This window comes from Pseudomonas sp. BNK-7 (genome assembly GCF_048072025.1).
Taxonomy (GTDB): Bacteria; Pseudomonadota; Gammaproteobacteria; order Pseudomonadales; family Pseudomonadaceae; genus Aquipseudomonas; species Aquipseudomonas danubii.
On the sequence record NZ_CP182252.1, the window covers coordinates 1,439,411 to 1,453,532 of the forward strand.

A 14,122-nucleotide genomic window follows, 5' to 3' on the forward strand; every position below is an offset into this window, starting at 1 on the left:
GCCCGGCCGAAGCCGGGTATCCCTGGACGTCGATGGAGCCTTGAGCATGGAAGTAAAGCAACAGATGAGCCCGGAACAATGCCAGGGCATGGAAGATATCCGCCGGGAAATCGACACCCTGGATCGGGCGGTAATCGCACTGCTGGGTGCGCGTTTCAAGTACGTGCTGGCGGCGTCGAAGTTCAAGACCTCGGCGGCCACCGTGCGGGCCGAGGAGCGCTTCAAGGCGATGCTCGCCACCCGCCGCGAATGGGCCGAGGCCGAAGGCCTGAGCGCGGATGCCATCGAGAAGCTGTACAGCGATCTGGTGCAGCACTTTATCGCTGAGGAGATGAAGCATTGGCAGGCGGCGCAGGCGCTTGCTTGAGCTTGTATGCTGGCGTTCGGTGCTGATCGGATTCTGCGGCAGAGGGCAGGCCCTCTGCGTCGATCGGCGCCGGTAGACTGGCGGCCTTTTCTCGAACGATCAGGAACGACAACCATGCAACTTCGCTCATGGACAGGGCTGGCGCTGGCAGCGCTTTTGGCTGCGACCTGGCAGGCACAGGCGAGCGAGCCTTCCTCGGTGTATCTGCGTTGCAGCATGAGCCCCGAGCAGTACGCCAAGGCCATGGCGGCAGCGCCACGCCCGGCGATTTCCTACAGCGATTGGCAGAAGTGGTTCGACAGCAAGGACATGTACGGCTCGGCCCGGGTCGATGCCGAGTGGTTGCAGGATTCCGGTGCGCGCAGCCTGCAGGAAGTGGTGCAAATGTGGGCGGGCACTGGCGGCTCCTCCCAATACGATCCGCAGACCGGTCGCTGGCAGTTCGCCCTGCTGGAGTTCACCGACAACTATGGCGAGATGATCCAACTGCTGGCGCCGCTGCGCAGCGTCGCCCCTTACTGCCAGCCCGGCTCCGACAGTTTCCTGCTGATTTACTCCTACATTTGGGGCGATGGCGACAACGCCTACCTGACCCTCAACAAGCAGCGCAGCCAATTTGCCGGCAAACCCACCAAGGCCCAGCGTGCCGAGGCCGATGCGGCGCTCAAGGTGTTGATGGATGCCGCTTCTGGCTGAGGCTGCTATGCGAGCAAGTGGTGACTTGCTGATGTTTGCCTGTGAGGCCTGGCTCCATTTCGATCCAGGCCTTTTTTATGGGGCTGGTGTTATTGAGTCGTGATGTGGACGCTTTGTCGGAGAGGGGGTGCTCATTATTGATGAAATGTAAACTGTGGTTTACATTTTGTGCATGCACACGCTTGTTCAGACAGAGCGTTATAGCCAGTGGTTTGCCAGGCTGAGGGACGCTCGGGCACAGGCTCGGATCAAAGCTCGACTTCGTCGAGTGGAGTTGGGGGTTTTGGGTGACTGCAAGCCGGTGGGTGAGGGGGTATCTGAGTTGCGGATAGATTATGGGCCGGGTTATCGACTGTATTTCGTGCAGCGCGGCTATGAAGTGATTGTTCTGCTGGCCGGTGGTGACAAGGCGACTCAGGCCGCTGATATGAGGATTGCCATCAGGCTGTCCCGTGAGCTCTAGGAGGATGAGATGACCAAGATAAAACTGAGCAAGTGGGATGTAGTCGATCACTTGAAGACTGAACAGGACATGGCTCTTTACCTTGAAGCCTGTCTGGAGGAGAACGATCCCGTGCTGCTGGCTGCGGCCTTGGGCGATATCGCGCGAGCGCGTGGGATGTCGCAGCTAGCCCGAGATACTGGCCTGACTCGCGAGGGGCTTTACAAGGCCCTATCAGCTGATGGCAACCCCAGTTTGGCGACCATCATGAAGGTCATGGGCGCATTGGGTATAAAGCTGCATGCTGAGGTCGGTACGGTGCAGCAAGACGGCTGAAACTGCAGAGCCATGCTCAGTGAAAAAGCCGCTCTAGGCGGTAATGCCAGTCAGCCAAGGGCAGGCGCTGTACCTGTGGCGAGGGAGCTTGCTCCCTCTGGGACGCGCAGCGTCCCCTGGAAGCTGAGGCTTGCCGATCGGTTGTAGGTTGATTCACGGCATTTCTACACCGCCAGGGTCATCCTGTTCAGCATCTTGCAATGAGCCTGAAGGGTGATCCGACCATGAACTTGAGTGTTCTCTATGCGCTGGCGGCCGCCGCCTTGTTCGGCGCCAGTACGCCGTTGGCCAAGCTGCTGGGGCTGGATGTTCCGCCGATGCTCCTGGCTGGGCTGCTGTACCTGGGCAGTGGCATCGGCCTGGCCATTGTCCGTTGCGTTCGCGATCGGGGTTGGCGACCGACGGGGCTGACGGCGCGCGAGTGGCCGTGGCTACTGGGGGCGATTTTGTTTGGCGGAGTGCTGGCGCCGGTCGCGCTGATGTTCGGCCTGACGCGGACCGCAGGCGCCACCGCCTCGTTGCTGCTCAACCTGGAGTCGGTACTCACCGCGATGCTGGCGTGGCTGGTGTTCAAGGAGAACGCCGATCGCCGGATCGTGCTCGGCATGCTCGCCATCGTGTTGGGCGGGATCGTTCTGTCATGGCCGCAGCAGCACGCCGGCGCTGATGACTGGCTGGGGCCACTGGCGGTGGCCTGCGCCTGCCTGTGCTGGGCCATCGATAACAACCTGACCCGTAACGTCTCGGCGTCCGATGCGCTATTCATTGCCGGTAGCAAAGGGGTGGTGGCGGGGGTGGTCAATGCCGGCCTGGCGTTGCTTGTTGGCGCGCAACTGCCTGCTGCTGCCACGCTGGGGCCGATACTGCTGGTGGGTTTTTTGGGTTACGGCGTCAGCCTGGTGCTGTTCGTCCTGGCCCTGCGAGGGCTGGGCAGTGCGCGTACCGGGGCCTACTTCTCCACGGCGCCTTTCCTTGGCGCAGCGCTCTCGATTCTGATCCTCGGCGAGTCGGTTTCCCTGTGGTTTCTGCTGGCTGCGGCACTGATGGCCATCGGCGTGTGGATTCACTTGATGGAACACCACGTTCACGAGCATCAGCACGAGCCTCTCGCGCACAACCATCGCCATAGGCATGACGAGCACCACCAGCATGAACACGGCTTTGAGTGGGACGGCTCGGAGCCCCACAGCCATCCCCATGAGCACGCGCCGATCCGGCATAGCCATGCACACTTCCCCGATGTTCATCATCGGCACAAACACTGAGTGGACTGGTTACTTTCAGTCACCAGGTGAGGGCTTGCGCTGATCGGACCTGCTCTTTACTCTGCGCCGGTCGCTGCCAAATCAGCGGCCGGGCGTAGGAACCCGATCATAAGATGCGTACCAGCACCCAGCGCTTTGGGTGCTGTTTGCTGCCTATGCGTTATGGCGGCTGTACGCGGGCACGCTTCGGCGTGGCCGGATCTTGTGACCGGTTCCTACCCCCGCGTGCAGCTGCCACCTGGCCGGTAGGAAGTTGGGTGGTAGCTCCTCATACACAAGGAGTGTCACCAATGAACGGATACATCCCTCTTCAACACACGCCAGCGGACAACCCCGTCCTACTGATCAATCCCTATGCGCCCCTGGTCGATCTCCTGGCCTGCGCCGATCAGCGCATACGTGCCCTTCACAAACTGATGAACAGCCTGTCCTGCATGACCGCGCAAACGGCTGACTCCAGCGACCTGTTCCAGATCGCCGACATCGCCTCGCTGCTGCTCGGTGATGGCGTGGCCTTGCTCGATGTGGCCCAAGGGCAGGCGATGGAGCGGGCGGATAAGGCCTTCTGATCGGCGGATGCAGGTAATGCGTAAATGCGGCCAGGATCGATAGGATTCTGGCTGCCTTCAAACTGGCCTGAGAGCATCTGAGGCGCTTATGAACTTCTGGGAAGCGTTTGGTCAGTTTGCGCCAGTAGGCGTTCTTCTATCCTGGCTCGCTCGCGGTCCAGTTCATCGCGCAGTTGCTCTTCGCTGGGCAGTATCAGCTTGTACTTGCTGGCAAACAGTTGTTCATGCCCGTGCAGCACGGAATAACGAACCACGGATTCGTCCTTTTGTGTGCACAGAATGATGCCCACTGTAGGTCCGTCGTCCGCCCCGCGCTTGAGTTCATCGTAAAGGCGCACGTACATATCCATCTGGCCAATATCCTGATGGCTGAGTTCGCCACGCTTGAGATCGAAGACCACGAAACATTTGAGCAGGTAGTTGTAGAACACCAGATCGAGGTAGAAGTCTTTGCTCTCGGTGCTGATGCGCTGTTGGCGAGCAACAAAGGCGAAGCCCTTGCCCAGTTCAAGCAGGAAGGCTTGCAACTGATTGATCAGCGCCTGCTCCAGATCGTTCTCCAGCAGGCTGGCGGCGTTGGGTACCCCAAGAAACTCCAGCAGTACCGGATCGCGGACAAACTCTCTGGGAGTCTTGCCCAGGGCTTGAATCTTGATGGCCGCCTCTTGCTCGACGGGTGCGCGATCCTGGCTACTCAGGAGGCGTTCGTAATAGAGCGTGCCGATCTGGCGTTCCAGGGCTCGGGTTGACCAGCCCTGTGTCGCGGCTTCATGCATGTACCACTGGCGAGCGTGCTGGCTTTCGACCCTTAGCAGCAAGCGATAGTGGGTCCAGCTCAATTCGCGACGCAGTGCGTCGCATTTTTCGAAGCTCAGGAAGAATCCCCGCATATGCCGCAGGTTGGTAGCGTCGAAGCCTTTGCCAAACTCCGCGCTCAGTACTTTTGCCAGCTCTGGCAGCAGTCGCTTTCCATAGGCTGCCCGCTCAGCACCCCCTTGCTCGAACTCTACGATATGCCGGCCAATCTGCCAGCAGGTTTGTACCTGTAACGTATCGACAGCGCGTAGTGCCTGTCGGCGCGATTGACGGATCAGCTCGCCGAGGCTGTCGATCAGCGGAAGAAGGTGGGTGTCCGGATTGTTCCCCGTAATTGCCTGACTCATATGAACCTCCACAGAGGGCAGCCTGACGGATTGGCAAACTGAGGAGAGTGCCAGCAAGTCACGACTTGAGTTGGGTCATGGGGTATCGGGGTATTTCTGTCGGGGTGCGACACTCTTGGCGATGCAGGTTTTACGGGGAGGGGCTAAATCTCAGGCAACAAAAAACCCGCACTAGGCGGGTTTCTTGGTTGCTTTCACGTGATGTAAACACCACCTGAAAGCTGAAGGTGGTGCCCAGAGACGGAATCGAACCGCCGACACGGGGATTTTCAATCCCCTGCTCTACCGACTGAGCTATCTGGGCAACGGGGCGCATTAAACGGGTTTTTCAGGGGGGCGTCAAGCAAGTTTTGAAAAAAAGTTTAATTATTACCGCCGCTTACGTTCCGCCCCCGATTTTGTGCGGGTTTACTCAGCTGGCGGCACGTAGCCTTCGGCCTTGGCGTATTCCTCGCCGGAGAAAAATTTGTCCATCTCGCCCTGCAGATATTTGCGGTCTTCGGCATTCATCATGTTCAGGCGCTTTTCGTTGATCAGCAGGGTCTGGTGTTTCTGCCAGTCGGCCCAGGCCTTGGCCGAGACGTGTTCGAAAATATCCTGGCCTTTGGCGCCCGGGTACGGGGGGCGTTCCAGGCCCGGCAATTCTTCCTGGTACTTGCGGCACATTACGGTGCGGGTCATGACGACTCTCCTGCATTCAAGACTTCGGCCGCGCGTTTGAGCAGTGTTTTCACCGGGGCGGCAAGGCCCAGGCGCGGCGGGGTGGCGAGGTTATACCAGAGCCAGTCGGCCTCGGCGACGTGCAGCGCCGACTCTTCGACCCGGATCAGCCAGGGCTCGATGGCCAGTTGGAAGTGACTGAAGGTGTGGACCAGGCCGGGCATCTGCTGTTGCTGGCCCAGCGCCAGGGAGTGCTGCGATGCCAGGTGCGGGATGTCGTCCAGGCCATCCAGTTCCGGCAAGCTCCACAACCCGCCCCAGAGGCCGCTGGAGGGGCGCCGATAAAGCAGGATGGCGCCTTCGCGGTTGGCCAGTAATGGCATCAGGGTGCGCTTCTGCGGCACCTCCTTGCGCGGCTTGGGAATCGGGTACCGGGTTTCCAGGCCGAGCATGTGGGCTTCGCAGCCTCGCTCCAGGGGGCACAGCAGGCAGCTGGGCTTGCTCCGGGTGCAGAGGGTCGCCCCCAGGTCCATCATCGCCTGGGTGTAGTGGTTGACCCGGCTGTGGGGCGTGAAGCGTTCCGCAGTGGCCCACAGCTGCTTGGCCACCTTGGGTTCGCCCGGGTAGCCCTCCTGGGCGGTGAAGCGTGCCAGCACCCGCTTGACGTTGCCGTCGAGGATCGGCGCCCGCAGGCCCATGCTGATGCTGGCGATGGCGCCAGCGGTGGACAGGCCGATGCCCGGCAGCTCGGTGAGTTTTTCCACATCCCGGGGAAACTCGCCGCCGTACTCGGCCATGACGATCTTCGCGGTCTTTTGCAGGTTGCGCGCCCGGGTGTAGTAGCCCAGGCCGGTCCACAGGTGCAGCACTTCGTCTTCCGGGGCTTCGGCCAGGGCCTGCACCGTGGGCAGCGAGGCCATGAAGCGGTCGAAGTAGTTGAGTACGGTGCTGACCTGGGTCTGTTGCAGCATGATCTCCGACACCCACACCCGATACGGGTTGATGTCCTGCTGCCAGGGCAGGTCATGACGACCATGGCGGTCGTACCAGTCCAGCACCGCCGGTGCAAAGGTCTCGGCTCTCATCGCTTGAACAGCCCTTTGAGTGCGTTCTTCAGTTCCGGGCTGACCTTGTCACCCAGTTTTTCGTCGATCTTCTGTTGCAGACGGTCACCGGCCAGCTTGGCGGCTACCTGGCCCAGGCCGTCCTTGTCCAAACGACAGGCCTTGGCCCCCAGCTCCAGTGGGCCGCGGCAGCGCAGGGGCAGTTCAACGCCGGCGAAGCGTTCACCGACCTGGCAGGCCGGGTCCGGGTTATCGCTGAGGTCACCCTCGACGACGATGCCGACCCGGTAGTCCATGCCCAGCACCCGCAGGTCGATATCACCATTGCCGTTGACGGTCATGCCGGGGATGCGCACTTTCAGGTCCGGGTTGCTGGCCACGCCGTTGCGAAACGTCAGGTTGCCCTTGAGCTCCTGGAACGGTGTGTCCTTGCCCCGTGGTGTGCTGCTGAGGTTCTTGCGGTTGAGCACGGCGATGCCCTGGCACAGCTGCTGTTCGATGTTGGCGTTGAGCAGCACGCCGTTGTTGATGACGAAGCTGGCAGTACCGTTGAGGCTGTCGATCAGCGCCTTCTGGCTGTTGCCGCTGCCGCTGAGGTTGCTGTTCAGGGTCACCAGGCCTTTGACCGGAGGATTCTGGCCCTGGCTTTCGAGGATGCGTTCCACCGGCACGCGGTTGATCTTGGTCTGCAGGCTCAGCTGCGGTGCGCTCTGGCGCACATCGAGATTGCCGCTGGCCTCGAAGCTGCCGTTGTACAGCTCGCCGCGCAGGCTGGACAGTTTGAGCAGGCCGCCCTGGCCGCTGGCCTTGAGCGCGGCATTCTGGATCGGCAGCTTGTCCAGGATCAGTTGGCCGAAGCTCAGGTCGGCGTCGACGTCGAGCTTGTTCAGGCGCTCCACCGGCAGCAGTTTGTCGGTGCTCCAGGCGCCCTTGGTCGGCGAGCTGGGCAGCGGTGTGGTGCCGGCGCCGGCCATGGCGTCGGCTTCGCTGCTTTGCACTTCGGCCTTGCGCGCCGTGGCGGCACTGTTGGCTTCGGCCGATTTGGGCGGCAGGTAACGGTCGACGTTGAAGGTGTCGGCCTTGAGCTGGGCGCGCAGGGATTGCTTGGCGAAATCCTCGATCGCCAGGCGTCCGCTGAAGGTGCTGTCGTCGAGCTTCAGGTTCAGGTCTTCCAGGGCCAGGCTGCTGGGCGTGCCTTGCAGGCGGCTGACCAGCTCGACCTTGCTCAGGCTGCCCTCGGCCATGGCCGGCAGGGTCTGACCGATGCTGTCGACGAATTTCGCCAGGTCGAACTGGGCAATGGAGAGCCCGCCGCTGATCTGCGGGGTCTTGTCCAGGTCATTGACCTTGAGTTCGCCCAGAGCGCGCAACTGGTTGAGGGAGATTTTCAAACCGGTCCACTGGCCGACGTTGGCGGCCTTGTCCAGCAACAGCTGGCCCTGGGCGGCGAAGGTCACGGTCTTGCCTTGCAGCGGATCGCCGGTGGCCTCGCCGGACAGGCGCATGTCTTCGAACTGGTAGCGCTGCAGGGCGCGATCGAAGCGCAGCTCGCCATTGAGCTCGGTGCGTACCCGCACGGCAGGCTGGTTGCTGGCCAGGAATGCGGTGAGCTTGACCGGGGTGTTGCTGGCTTCGTGAATTGGCCCGGTGCTCAGTTGGATGCTTTCGGCGGTGAACTGCTTGTCGGTCTGTTCATCGTTGTACTCAACCCGGGCGTTGTTCACGGTCAGGCTGTCGATGTCCAGGCGGATGGGCTGCGAAGGCTTGTCTGTGCCGACGCTGGGCTGGCCCGCTTCGCCGGTGCTGGTGGCCGGGGTTTGGGCCTGCTTGTCGGTAGGGGCGGCCTTGCCGATGTCCTGCCAGTTACCGTGGCCATCCTTGTCGCGGTTCAGGCGCAGGTTGAGGCCTTCGACCCGCACATCGCTCATCTGCACTTCACGGCGCAGCAGCGGCAATACCCGGACCGACAGGCCAAGCATCTGCAGGTCGGCGAAAGGTTGGGTCGGGTTGGCCAGGGTGGCTACGCCGGCGTCGTGCAGTTCCAGGCCGAGCCAGGGGAACAGGCTCCAGCCGATGTCGCCATTGAGCGTCAGCTCGATGTGGGCCTTGTCGCGGGCAATCTGGCGAATCTCTTCTTTGTAGTCGTTGGGATCAAACAGGTGGGTCAGGGCGAAGCCCAGAGCCACGATGATCAGCAACAGCCCGAGAATTACCAGACCCAGGATTTTGCCGAACGCTTTCATGGGCGAGTCCTTGTGTGTCGAATTCAAAATTTAGCCAGGGAGTATAACGCTCTGAACCTGGCGACTGGTCACCCATTGCTGTTAGAGGTTTTTTCGTTGTAACGGCCATTTTTTTGCCAGTGGCCTGGCCTGCGGGCGAAGCAGTCGCGGGAAAAAAGGTGATGCCAGTTTGGGTATTTAGTTTGTCGCAAATGGTAACCTCTCGCAGTTCGTCCGTCCTTCTGCGACTGAATGTCGCGCCTGCCCAAAGGGAGCTTTACTCATAAAACGACCGCGCCTGCGTGCCAAGGTCGTCGCAGGGGAGTGGCCGATGAACAATTCTAATAATTGGGGGAAACATCCATGAGCTCTAGCACTGCGGTGGCCAGCCCGGCCGCTCAGCCAGCGTTCTTGTCCAAAGAGCGCATCATTGCCAAGCCCGGTTTCAACCGCTGGCTGGTCCCACCGGCCGCTCTGGCCATTCACCTGTGCATCGGCATGGCCTACGGCTTCTCGGTGTTCTGGCTGCCACTGTCCAAGGCGCTGGGCATCAGCGCGCCAGTGGCGTGCGCGCCGGGCATGGGCTTTATCGAGCAGGTCTTTTCGTCCCAGTGTGACTGGCCGATTTCCATGCTCGGCTGGATCTACACCCTGTTCTTCATCTTCCTGGGCTGCTCGGCAGCGATCTGGGGTGGCTGGCTGGAACATGCCGGGCCGCGCAAGGCCGGTGTGGTATCGGCGCTGTGCTGGTGCGGCGGCCTGCTGATCTCGGCGCTGGGGGTCTATACCCACCAGATCTGGCTGATGTGGATCGGCTCCGGGGTCATCGGCGGTATCGGCTTGGGCCTGGGCTACATCTCCCCGGTGTCGACCCTGATCAAGTGGTTCCCGGACAAGCGCGGCATGGCCACCGGCATGGCGATCATGGGCTTTGGCGGCGGTGCCATGGTCGGCGCACCTCTGGCCGCAGCCCTGATGAGCCATTTCGCCACGCCCACCAGTGTCGGCGTGTGGCAGAGCTTTTTGGTGATGGCCGCCATCTACTTCGTGTTCATGATCGGTGGCGCCCTGGCCTACCGGGTTCCGCCTACCGGCTGGAAGCCTGAGGGCTGGACCGCTCCGGCGAAAAAAGCCGCCAATGCGATGATCACTCACCGCCACGTGCATGTGAACGTGGCCTGGAAGACCCCGCAGTTCCGCCTGGTGTGGCTGGTGCTGTGCCTCAACGTATCGGCCGGTATCGGCATCCTCGGCATGGCCTCGCCGCTGTTGCAGGAAGTGTTCGCCGGCAAGCTGCTGGGCAACGATCTGAGCTTCAGCCAGCTGGACGCCGCGCAACTGGCGCAGATCGCCGCGATTGCCGCCGGCTTTACCGGTCTGTTGAGCTTGTTCAACATCGGCGGGCGGTTCTTCTGGGCGTCGTTCTCCGACTACCTGGGTCGCAAGAACACCTACTTTGTGTTCTTCGCCCTGGGCTTTGCCCTGTACGCGCTGATTCCGAACCTCGGCCACCTGGGCAATATTGCTCTGTTCGTGGCAGCGTTCTGCATCATCCTGTCGATGTACGGCGGCGGTTTCGCCACAGTGCCGGCCTACCTGGCAGACCTGTTCGGCACCCAGATGGTAGGCGCGATCCACGGTCGCCTGCTGACCGCCTGGGCAGCGGCCGGAGTGCTGGGGCCAGTGCTGGTGAACTACCTGCGCGAGTATCAGTTGAGCATCGGCGTTGAACGCGCCGCGGCGTATGACATCACGCTGTACATCCTGGCCGGTCTGCTGGTGCTGGGTTTCCTGTGCAACCTGCTGGTGCGCCCGGTGGCCGACAAGTACTTCATGACCGACGAGCAACTGGCGGCCGAGCAGGCCCTGGGCCATGACAAGGGCGCTGACAGCAGTGTCGTGCTGGAGTGGAAAGCTTCGTCCGCCAGTCTGCCGGTGGTGATCGCTGCCTGGCTGGTGGTGGGCATTCCCCTGGCCTGGGGGGTGTGGGTGACCTTGCAGAAGACGGCGGTGCTGTTCCATTGATGGCTTCGCCGGCAAGCCCGCTCCTGCTCAGGAGCCGGCTTGCCGGTGGACAAGGTGCCTCGGTCTTGTAGGCCTGGCACCTTCACCCGCACGTCAGTTTCTACAGTTGTCATGACAGGTACAGCCCCGTAGCCATTGGCTGGCGCCCGTCAGGATATTGTCCAGCGTGTTTCTGTTTGGCCGCCGTCGGGCCTATACTATTCGCCTTTTTCGCCCAATGATTTTGCGGAGCTGGTGATGGCCGAACGTAAGGCATCTGTCGAGCGCGACACTCTGGAAACCCAGATCAAAGCCTCGATCAACCTGGATGGCACCGGAAAGGCCCGATTCGATATCGGCGTGCCCTTCCTTGAGCACATGCTGGACCAGATCGCCCGGCACGGGCTGATCGACCTGGACATCGAAAGCAAGGGCGACCTGCATATCGACGACCACCACACCGTGGAGGATGTCGGTATCACCCTCGGCCAGGCGTTCAGCAAGGCCATCGGCGACAAGAAGGGCATCCGTCGCTACGGTCACGCCTATGTGCCGCTGGATGAAGCCCTGTCCCGCGTGGTGATCGACTTCTCCGGCCGTCCCGGCCTGCAGATGCACGTACCCTTCACCCGCGCCACTGTCGGCGGTTTCGACGTTGACCTGTTCCAGGAATTCTTCCAGGGCTTCGTCAACCATGCCAACGTGACCCTGCACATCGATACCCTGCGCGGCACCAACACACACCACCAGATCGAGACCGTGTTCAAGGCCTTCGGTCGCGCGCTGCGCATGGCGGTGGAGCTGGACGAGCGCATGGCCGGCCAGATGCCGTCCACCAAGGGCGTGCTGTAATGCAGACCGTCGCCGTTATCGACTACGGCATGGGCAACCTGCACTCGGTGGCCAAGGCCCTGGAGCACGTGGGCGCCGGCAAGGTGCTGATCACCAGCGATGCCAACGTGATTCGCGAAGCCGACCGGGTGGTGTTTCCCGGCGTGGGCGCCATTCGCGATTGCATGGCCGAGATCCGTCGCCTGGGCTTCGACACCCTGGTGCGCGAAGTCAGCCAGGATCGTCCTTTCCTCGGAATCTGCGTGGGCATGCAAGCCTTGCTCGACCACAGCGAAGAGAACGAGGGCGTTGACTGCATCGGCCTGTTTCCCGGCCAGGTGAAGTTCTTCGGCAAGGGCCTGATCGAGGACGGCGAGCACCTGAAGGTGCCGCACATGGGCTGGAACGAAGTGCAGCAGGCGGTGGACCATCCGCTGTGGCACAACATTGCGGACCGGGCGCGCTTCTACTTCGTGCACAGCTACTACATCCATGCCGGCAATGCCCGGCAGGTGGTAGGCAGCGGTCACTATGGCGTGGACTTCGCAGCAGCGCTGGCTGAAGGCTCGCGTTTCGCCGTGCAGTTCCACCCGGAAAAGAGCCATACCCACGGCCTGCAATTGCTGCAGAACTTCGCTGCCTGGGACGGTCGCTGGTAAATGGCGATCAAGAAATCCAAGCCGCCGATACTGCGCCTCACTGCCGAGCAGGAAAGTGAGGCGACGCACAAGATCAAGCGCTTCATGGAGGAGCGCTTCGAGCTCGACCTGGGCTCGTTCGAGGCGGCGGAGATTCTTGAGCTCTTTACTCGCGAAATTGCTCCGCACTATTACAACAGGGCGATTTTCGATGTGCAGACGCACCTCAAGGAGAGGTTCGAGAGCATCGAAAGCGATCTGTGGGCGCTCGAGAAAAATTGATTTTCGAGTGAAGCTGAACAATCGAATTTGAAGGTTTGCCAGATGCTGATTATTCCCGCTATCGATCTTAAAGACGGTGCCTGTGTACGTCTGCGCCAGGGCCGCATGGAAGATTCCACGGTGTTCTCCGACGACCCGGTGAGCATGGCTGCCAAGTGGGTTGAAGGCGGTTGCCGTCGTCTGCATCTGGTGGACCTGAACGGTGCCTTCGAAGGTCAGCCGGTGAACGGCGAGGTGGTTACCGCGATCGCCAAGCGTTACCCGAACCTGCCGATCCAGATCGGTGGCGGCATCCGCTCCCTGGAAACCATCGAACACTATGTGAAGGCTGGCGTGAGCTACGTGATCATCGGCACCAAGGCGGTCAAGGAGCCGGAGTTCGTGGCCGAGGCCTGCCGCGCGTTCCCGGGCAAGGTCATCGTCGGCCTGGACGCCAAGGACGGTTTCGTCGCCACCGACGGCTGGGCTGAAGTCAGCAGCGTGCAAGTGATCGACCTGGCCAAGCGCTTCGAAGCTGACGGCGTGTCCGCCATCGTTTACACCGACATCGCCAAAGACGGCATGATGCAGGGCTGCAACGTGCCGTTCACCGCGGCCCTGGCGGCGGCCACCAGGATCCCGGTGATCGCTTCCGGCGGTATCCACAACCTGGGCGACATCAAGGCCCTGCTGGATGCCAAGGCTCCGGGAATCATCGGCGCCATTACTGGTCGCGCGATCTATGAAGGCACCCTCGATGTCGCAGAAGCCCAGGCTTTCTGCGATTCGTACCAAGGCTGAGGACTCGCCATGGCACTGGCCAAACGCATCATCCCTTGCCTGGACGTGGATAACGGACGGGTGGTCAAGGGCGTCAAGTTCGAGAACATCCGTGACGCTGGTGACCCGGTGGAAATCGCTCGTCGCTACGACGAGCAGGGCGCTGACGAGATCACCTTCCTCGACATCACCGCCAGCGTCGATGGGCGCGATACCACCCTGCATACCGTTGAGCGCATGGCCAGCCAGGTGTTCATCCCGCTGACCGTAGGCGGTGGCGTGCGCACCGTGCAGGACATCCGCAACCTGCTCAATGCCGGCGCGGACAAGGTCTCGATCAACACCGCGGCGGTGTTCAACCCCGAGTTCGTCGGCGAAGCGGCGCAGCATTTCGGCTCCCAGTGCATCGTGGTCGCCATCGATGCGAAGAAGGTCTCCGGTCCGGGCGAAACCCCGCGCTGGGAAATCTTCACCCATGGCGGACGCAAGCCCACCGGGCTGGATGCGGTGGAGTGGGCGAAGAAGATGGAAGGCCTGGGTGCTGGCGAAATCCTCCTGACCAGCATGGATCAGGACGGCATGAAAAACGGCTTCGACCTGGGCGTGACCCGGGCCATCAGCGATGCCCTGGGGATTCCGGTGATCGCTTCCGGCGGCGTTGGCAACCTCCAGCATCTGGCCGACGGCATCATCGAAGGTCACGCCAGCGCGGTGCTGGCGGCGAGCATCTTCCACTTCGGTGAATACACGGTTCCCGAGGCCAAGGCCTATATGGCTCAGCGCGGGATTGTTGTGCGATAGCCACTGGACAGCATGGCGTGCTC

At 61.6% G+C, this 14,122-nt stretch carries 16 protein-coding genes and 1 tRNA gene; 12 read left to right on the forward strand and 5 right to left on the reverse strand.

What is annotated here, in order from left to right; all coding sequences use genetic code 11:
- Positions 1-46: 46 nt before the first annotated feature.
- From ACMGF8_RS06740 to ACMGF8_RS06765, 6 genes are all read left to right on the forward strand, one after another.
- Positions 47-367 (forward strand): isochorismate lyase, encoded by a 321-nt coding sequence (locus ACMGF8_RS06740; RefSeq protein ID WP_102862725.1) that lies wholly within the window; start codon positions 47-49, stop codon positions 365-367.
- A 114-nt stretch (positions 368-481) separates the two neighbouring features.
- Positions 482-1,063, forward strand: coding sequence for a hypothetical protein (locus ACMGF8_RS06745; RefSeq protein ID WP_416759087.1), 582 nt, complete (start codon positions 482-484; stop codon positions 1,061-1,063).
- A gap of 172 nt (positions 1,064-1,235) precedes the next feature.
- The gene (locus tag ACMGF8_RS06750; protein WP_416759088.1) at positions 1,236-1,526 is read left to right on the forward strand and encodes a type II toxin-antitoxin system RelE/ParE family toxin; all 291 of its coding nucleotides are present in this window, start codon (positions 1,236-1,238) and stop codon (positions 1,524-1,526) included.
- Positions 1,527-1,535: 9 nt separating this feature from the next.
- Positions 1,536-1,841, forward strand: coding sequence for an addiction module antidote protein (locus tag ACMGF8_RS06755; protein WP_207166935.1), 306 nt, complete (start codon positions 1,536-1,538; stop codon positions 1,839-1,841).
- A 224-nt stretch (positions 1,842-2,065) separates the two neighbouring features.
- Complete coding sequence (locus ACMGF8_RS06760; RefSeq protein ID WP_207166936.1) at positions 2,066-3,106, forward strand: DMT family transporter; 1,041 nt, start codon at positions 2,066-2,068, stop codon at positions 3,104-3,106.
- A 290-nt stretch (positions 3,107-3,396) separates the two neighbouring features.
- Positions 3,397-3,675, forward strand: a complete 279-nt coding sequence (locus ACMGF8_RS06765; RefSeq protein WP_102863056.1) for a hypothetical protein — start codon at positions 3,397-3,399, stop codon at positions 3,673-3,675.
- A gap of 86 nt (positions 3,676-3,761) precedes the next feature.
- Here the strand turns inward: ACMGF8_RS06765 and ACMGF8_RS06770 are convergent, their stop codons facing one another.
- From ACMGF8_RS06770 to ACMGF8_RS06790, 5 genes are all read right to left on the reverse strand, one after another.
- The gene (locus ACMGF8_RS06770; RefSeq protein WP_250329898.1) at positions 3,762-4,838 is read right to left on the reverse strand and encodes a PDDEXK nuclease domain-containing protein; all 1,077 of its coding nucleotides are present in this window, start codon (positions 4,836-4,838) and stop codon (positions 3,762-3,764) included.
- A gap of 228 nt (positions 4,839-5,066) precedes the next feature.
- Positions 5,067-5,142, reverse strand: a tRNA-Phe gene (locus ACMGF8_RS06775).
- A 104-nt stretch (positions 5,143-5,246) separates the two neighbouring features.
- Complete coding sequence (locus ACMGF8_RS06780; RefSeq protein ID WP_047301095.1) at positions 5,247-5,519, reverse strand: oxidative damage protection protein; 273 nt, start codon at positions 5,517-5,519, stop codon at positions 5,247-5,249.
- Entirely contained in the window at positions 5,516-6,583 is a 1,068-nt protein-coding gene (mutY, locus tag ACMGF8_RS06785) for an A/G-specific adenine glycosylase (RefSeq protein WP_416759091.1), read from the reverse strand. Before mutY ends, ACMGF8_RS06780 begins: the two co-directional genes overlap by 4 nt.
- Positions 6,580-8,805, reverse strand: coding sequence for an AsmA family protein (locus ACMGF8_RS06790; protein ID WP_207166938.1), 2,226 nt, complete (start codon positions 8,803-8,805; stop codon positions 6,580-6,582). The genes mutY and ACMGF8_RS06790 overlap by 4 nt, the downstream gene beginning before the upstream one ends.
- A gap of 342 nt (positions 8,806-9,147) precedes the next feature.
- Between ACMGF8_RS06790 and ACMGF8_RS06795 the strand changes: the two genes are divergently transcribed.
- The 6 genes from ACMGF8_RS06795 (at position 9,148) to hisF (ending at position 14,099) form a co-directional block, all read left to right on the forward strand.
- Positions 9,148-10,809 carry an OFA family MFS transporter gene (locus tag ACMGF8_RS06795; RefSeq protein WP_102862730.1) on the forward strand — a complete coding sequence of 554 codons (1,662 nt, stop codon included), beginning with the start codon at positions 9,148-9,150 and terminating at the stop codon, positions 10,807-10,809.
- Positions 10,810-11,046: 237 nt separating this feature from the next.
- Positions 11,047-11,640, forward strand: coding sequence for an imidazoleglycerol-phosphate dehydratase HisB (gene hisB / locus ACMGF8_RS06800; protein WP_011058736.1), 594 nt, complete (start codon positions 11,047-11,049; stop codon positions 11,638-11,640).
- The gene (hisH, locus tag ACMGF8_RS06805; RefSeq protein ID WP_110595364.1) at positions 11,640-12,278 is read left to right on the forward strand and encodes an imidazole glycerol phosphate synthase subunit HisH; all 639 of its coding nucleotides are present in this window, start codon (positions 11,640-11,642) and stop codon (positions 12,276-12,278) included. The genes hisB and hisH overlap by 1 nt, the downstream gene beginning before the upstream one ends.
- Positions 12,279-12,539, forward strand: a complete 261-nt coding sequence (locus ACMGF8_RS06810) for a DUF2164 domain-containing protein (protein WP_102862732.1) — start codon at positions 12,279-12,281, stop codon at positions 12,537-12,539.
- Between the two features lie 42 nt (positions 12,540-12,581).
- Positions 12,582-13,319 (forward strand): 1-(5-phosphoribosyl)-5-[(5-phosphoribosylamino)methylideneamino]imidazole-4-carboxamide isomerase, encoded by a 738-nt coding sequence (gene hisA / locus ACMGF8_RS06815; RefSeq protein WP_011058739.1) that lies wholly within the window; start codon positions 12,582-12,584, stop codon positions 13,317-13,319.
- A 9-nt stretch (positions 13,320-13,328) separates the two neighbouring features.
- On the forward strand, positions 13,329-14,099 hold the full coding sequence (gene hisF / locus ACMGF8_RS06820) for an imidazole glycerol phosphate synthase subunit HisF (RefSeq protein ID WP_015633827.1): 771 nt from the start codon (positions 13,329-13,331) through the stop codon (positions 14,097-14,099).
- Positions 14,100-14,122 lie beyond the last annotated feature (23 nt).

Excerpts from the sequence above, each read along its gene's own strand:
- ACMGF8_RS06790 (WP_207166938.1), bottom strand. The coding sequence starts at position 8,805 with ATGAAAGCGTTCGGCAAAATCCTGGGTCTGGTAATTCTCGGGCTGTTG.
- ACMGF8_RS06810 (WP_102862732.1), top strand. The coding sequence starts at position 12,279 with ATGGCGATCAAGAAATCCAAGCCGCCGATACTGCGCCTCACTGCCGAG.
- ACMGF8_RS06750 (WP_416759088.1), top strand. The coding sequence starts at position 1,236 with ATGCACACGCTTGTTCAGACAGAGCGTTATAGCCAGTGGTTTGCCAGG.
- hisH (WP_110595364.1), top strand. The coding sequence starts at position 11,640 with ATGCAGACCGTCGCCGTTATCGACTACGGCATGGGCAACCTGCACTCG.
- ACMGF8_RS06760 (WP_207166936.1), top strand. The coding sequence starts at position 2,066 with ATGAACTTGAGTGTTCTCTATGCGCTGGCGGCCGCCGCCTTGTTCGGC.
- ACMGF8_RS06745 (WP_416759087.1), top strand. The coding sequence starts at position 482 with ATGCAACTTCGCTCATGGACAGGGCTGGCGCTGGCAGCGCTTTTGGCT.
- hisF (WP_015633827.1), top strand. The coding sequence starts at position 13,329 with ATGGCACTGGCCAAACGCATCATCCCTTGCCTGGACGTGGATAACGGA.
- ACMGF8_RS06795 (WP_102862730.1), top strand. The coding sequence starts at position 9,148 with ATGAGCTCTAGCACTGCGGTGGCCAGCCCGGCCGCTCAGCCAGCGTTC.
- hisA (WP_011058739.1), top strand. The coding sequence starts at position 12,582 with ATGCTGATTATTCCCGCTATCGATCTTAAAGACGGTGCCTGTGTACGT.
- ACMGF8_RS06755 (WP_207166935.1), top strand. The coding sequence starts at position 1,536 with ATGACCAAGATAAAACTGAGCAAGTGGGATGTAGTCGATCACTTGAAG.
- ACMGF8_RS06740 (WP_102862725.1), top strand. The coding sequence starts at position 47 with ATGGAAGTAAAGCAACAGATGAGCCCGGAACAATGCCAGGGCATGGAA.
- ACMGF8_RS06770 (WP_250329898.1), bottom strand. The coding sequence starts at position 4,838 with ATGAGTCAGGCAATTACGGGGAACAATCCGGACACCCACCTTCTTCCG.
- ACMGF8_RS06780 (WP_047301095.1), bottom strand. The coding sequence starts at position 5,519 with ATGACCCGCACCGTAATGTGCCGCAAGTACCAGGAAGAATTGCCGGGC.
- hisB (WP_011058736.1), top strand. The coding sequence starts at position 11,047 with ATGGCCGAACGTAAGGCATCTGTCGAGCGCGACACTCTGGAAACCCAG.
- ACMGF8_RS06765 (WP_102863056.1), top strand. The coding sequence starts at position 3,397 with ATGAACGGATACATCCCTCTTCAACACACGCCAGCGGACAACCCCGTC.
- mutY (WP_416759091.1), bottom strand. The coding sequence starts at position 6,583 with ATGAGAGCCGAGACCTTTGCACCGGCGGTGCTGGACTGGTACGACCGC.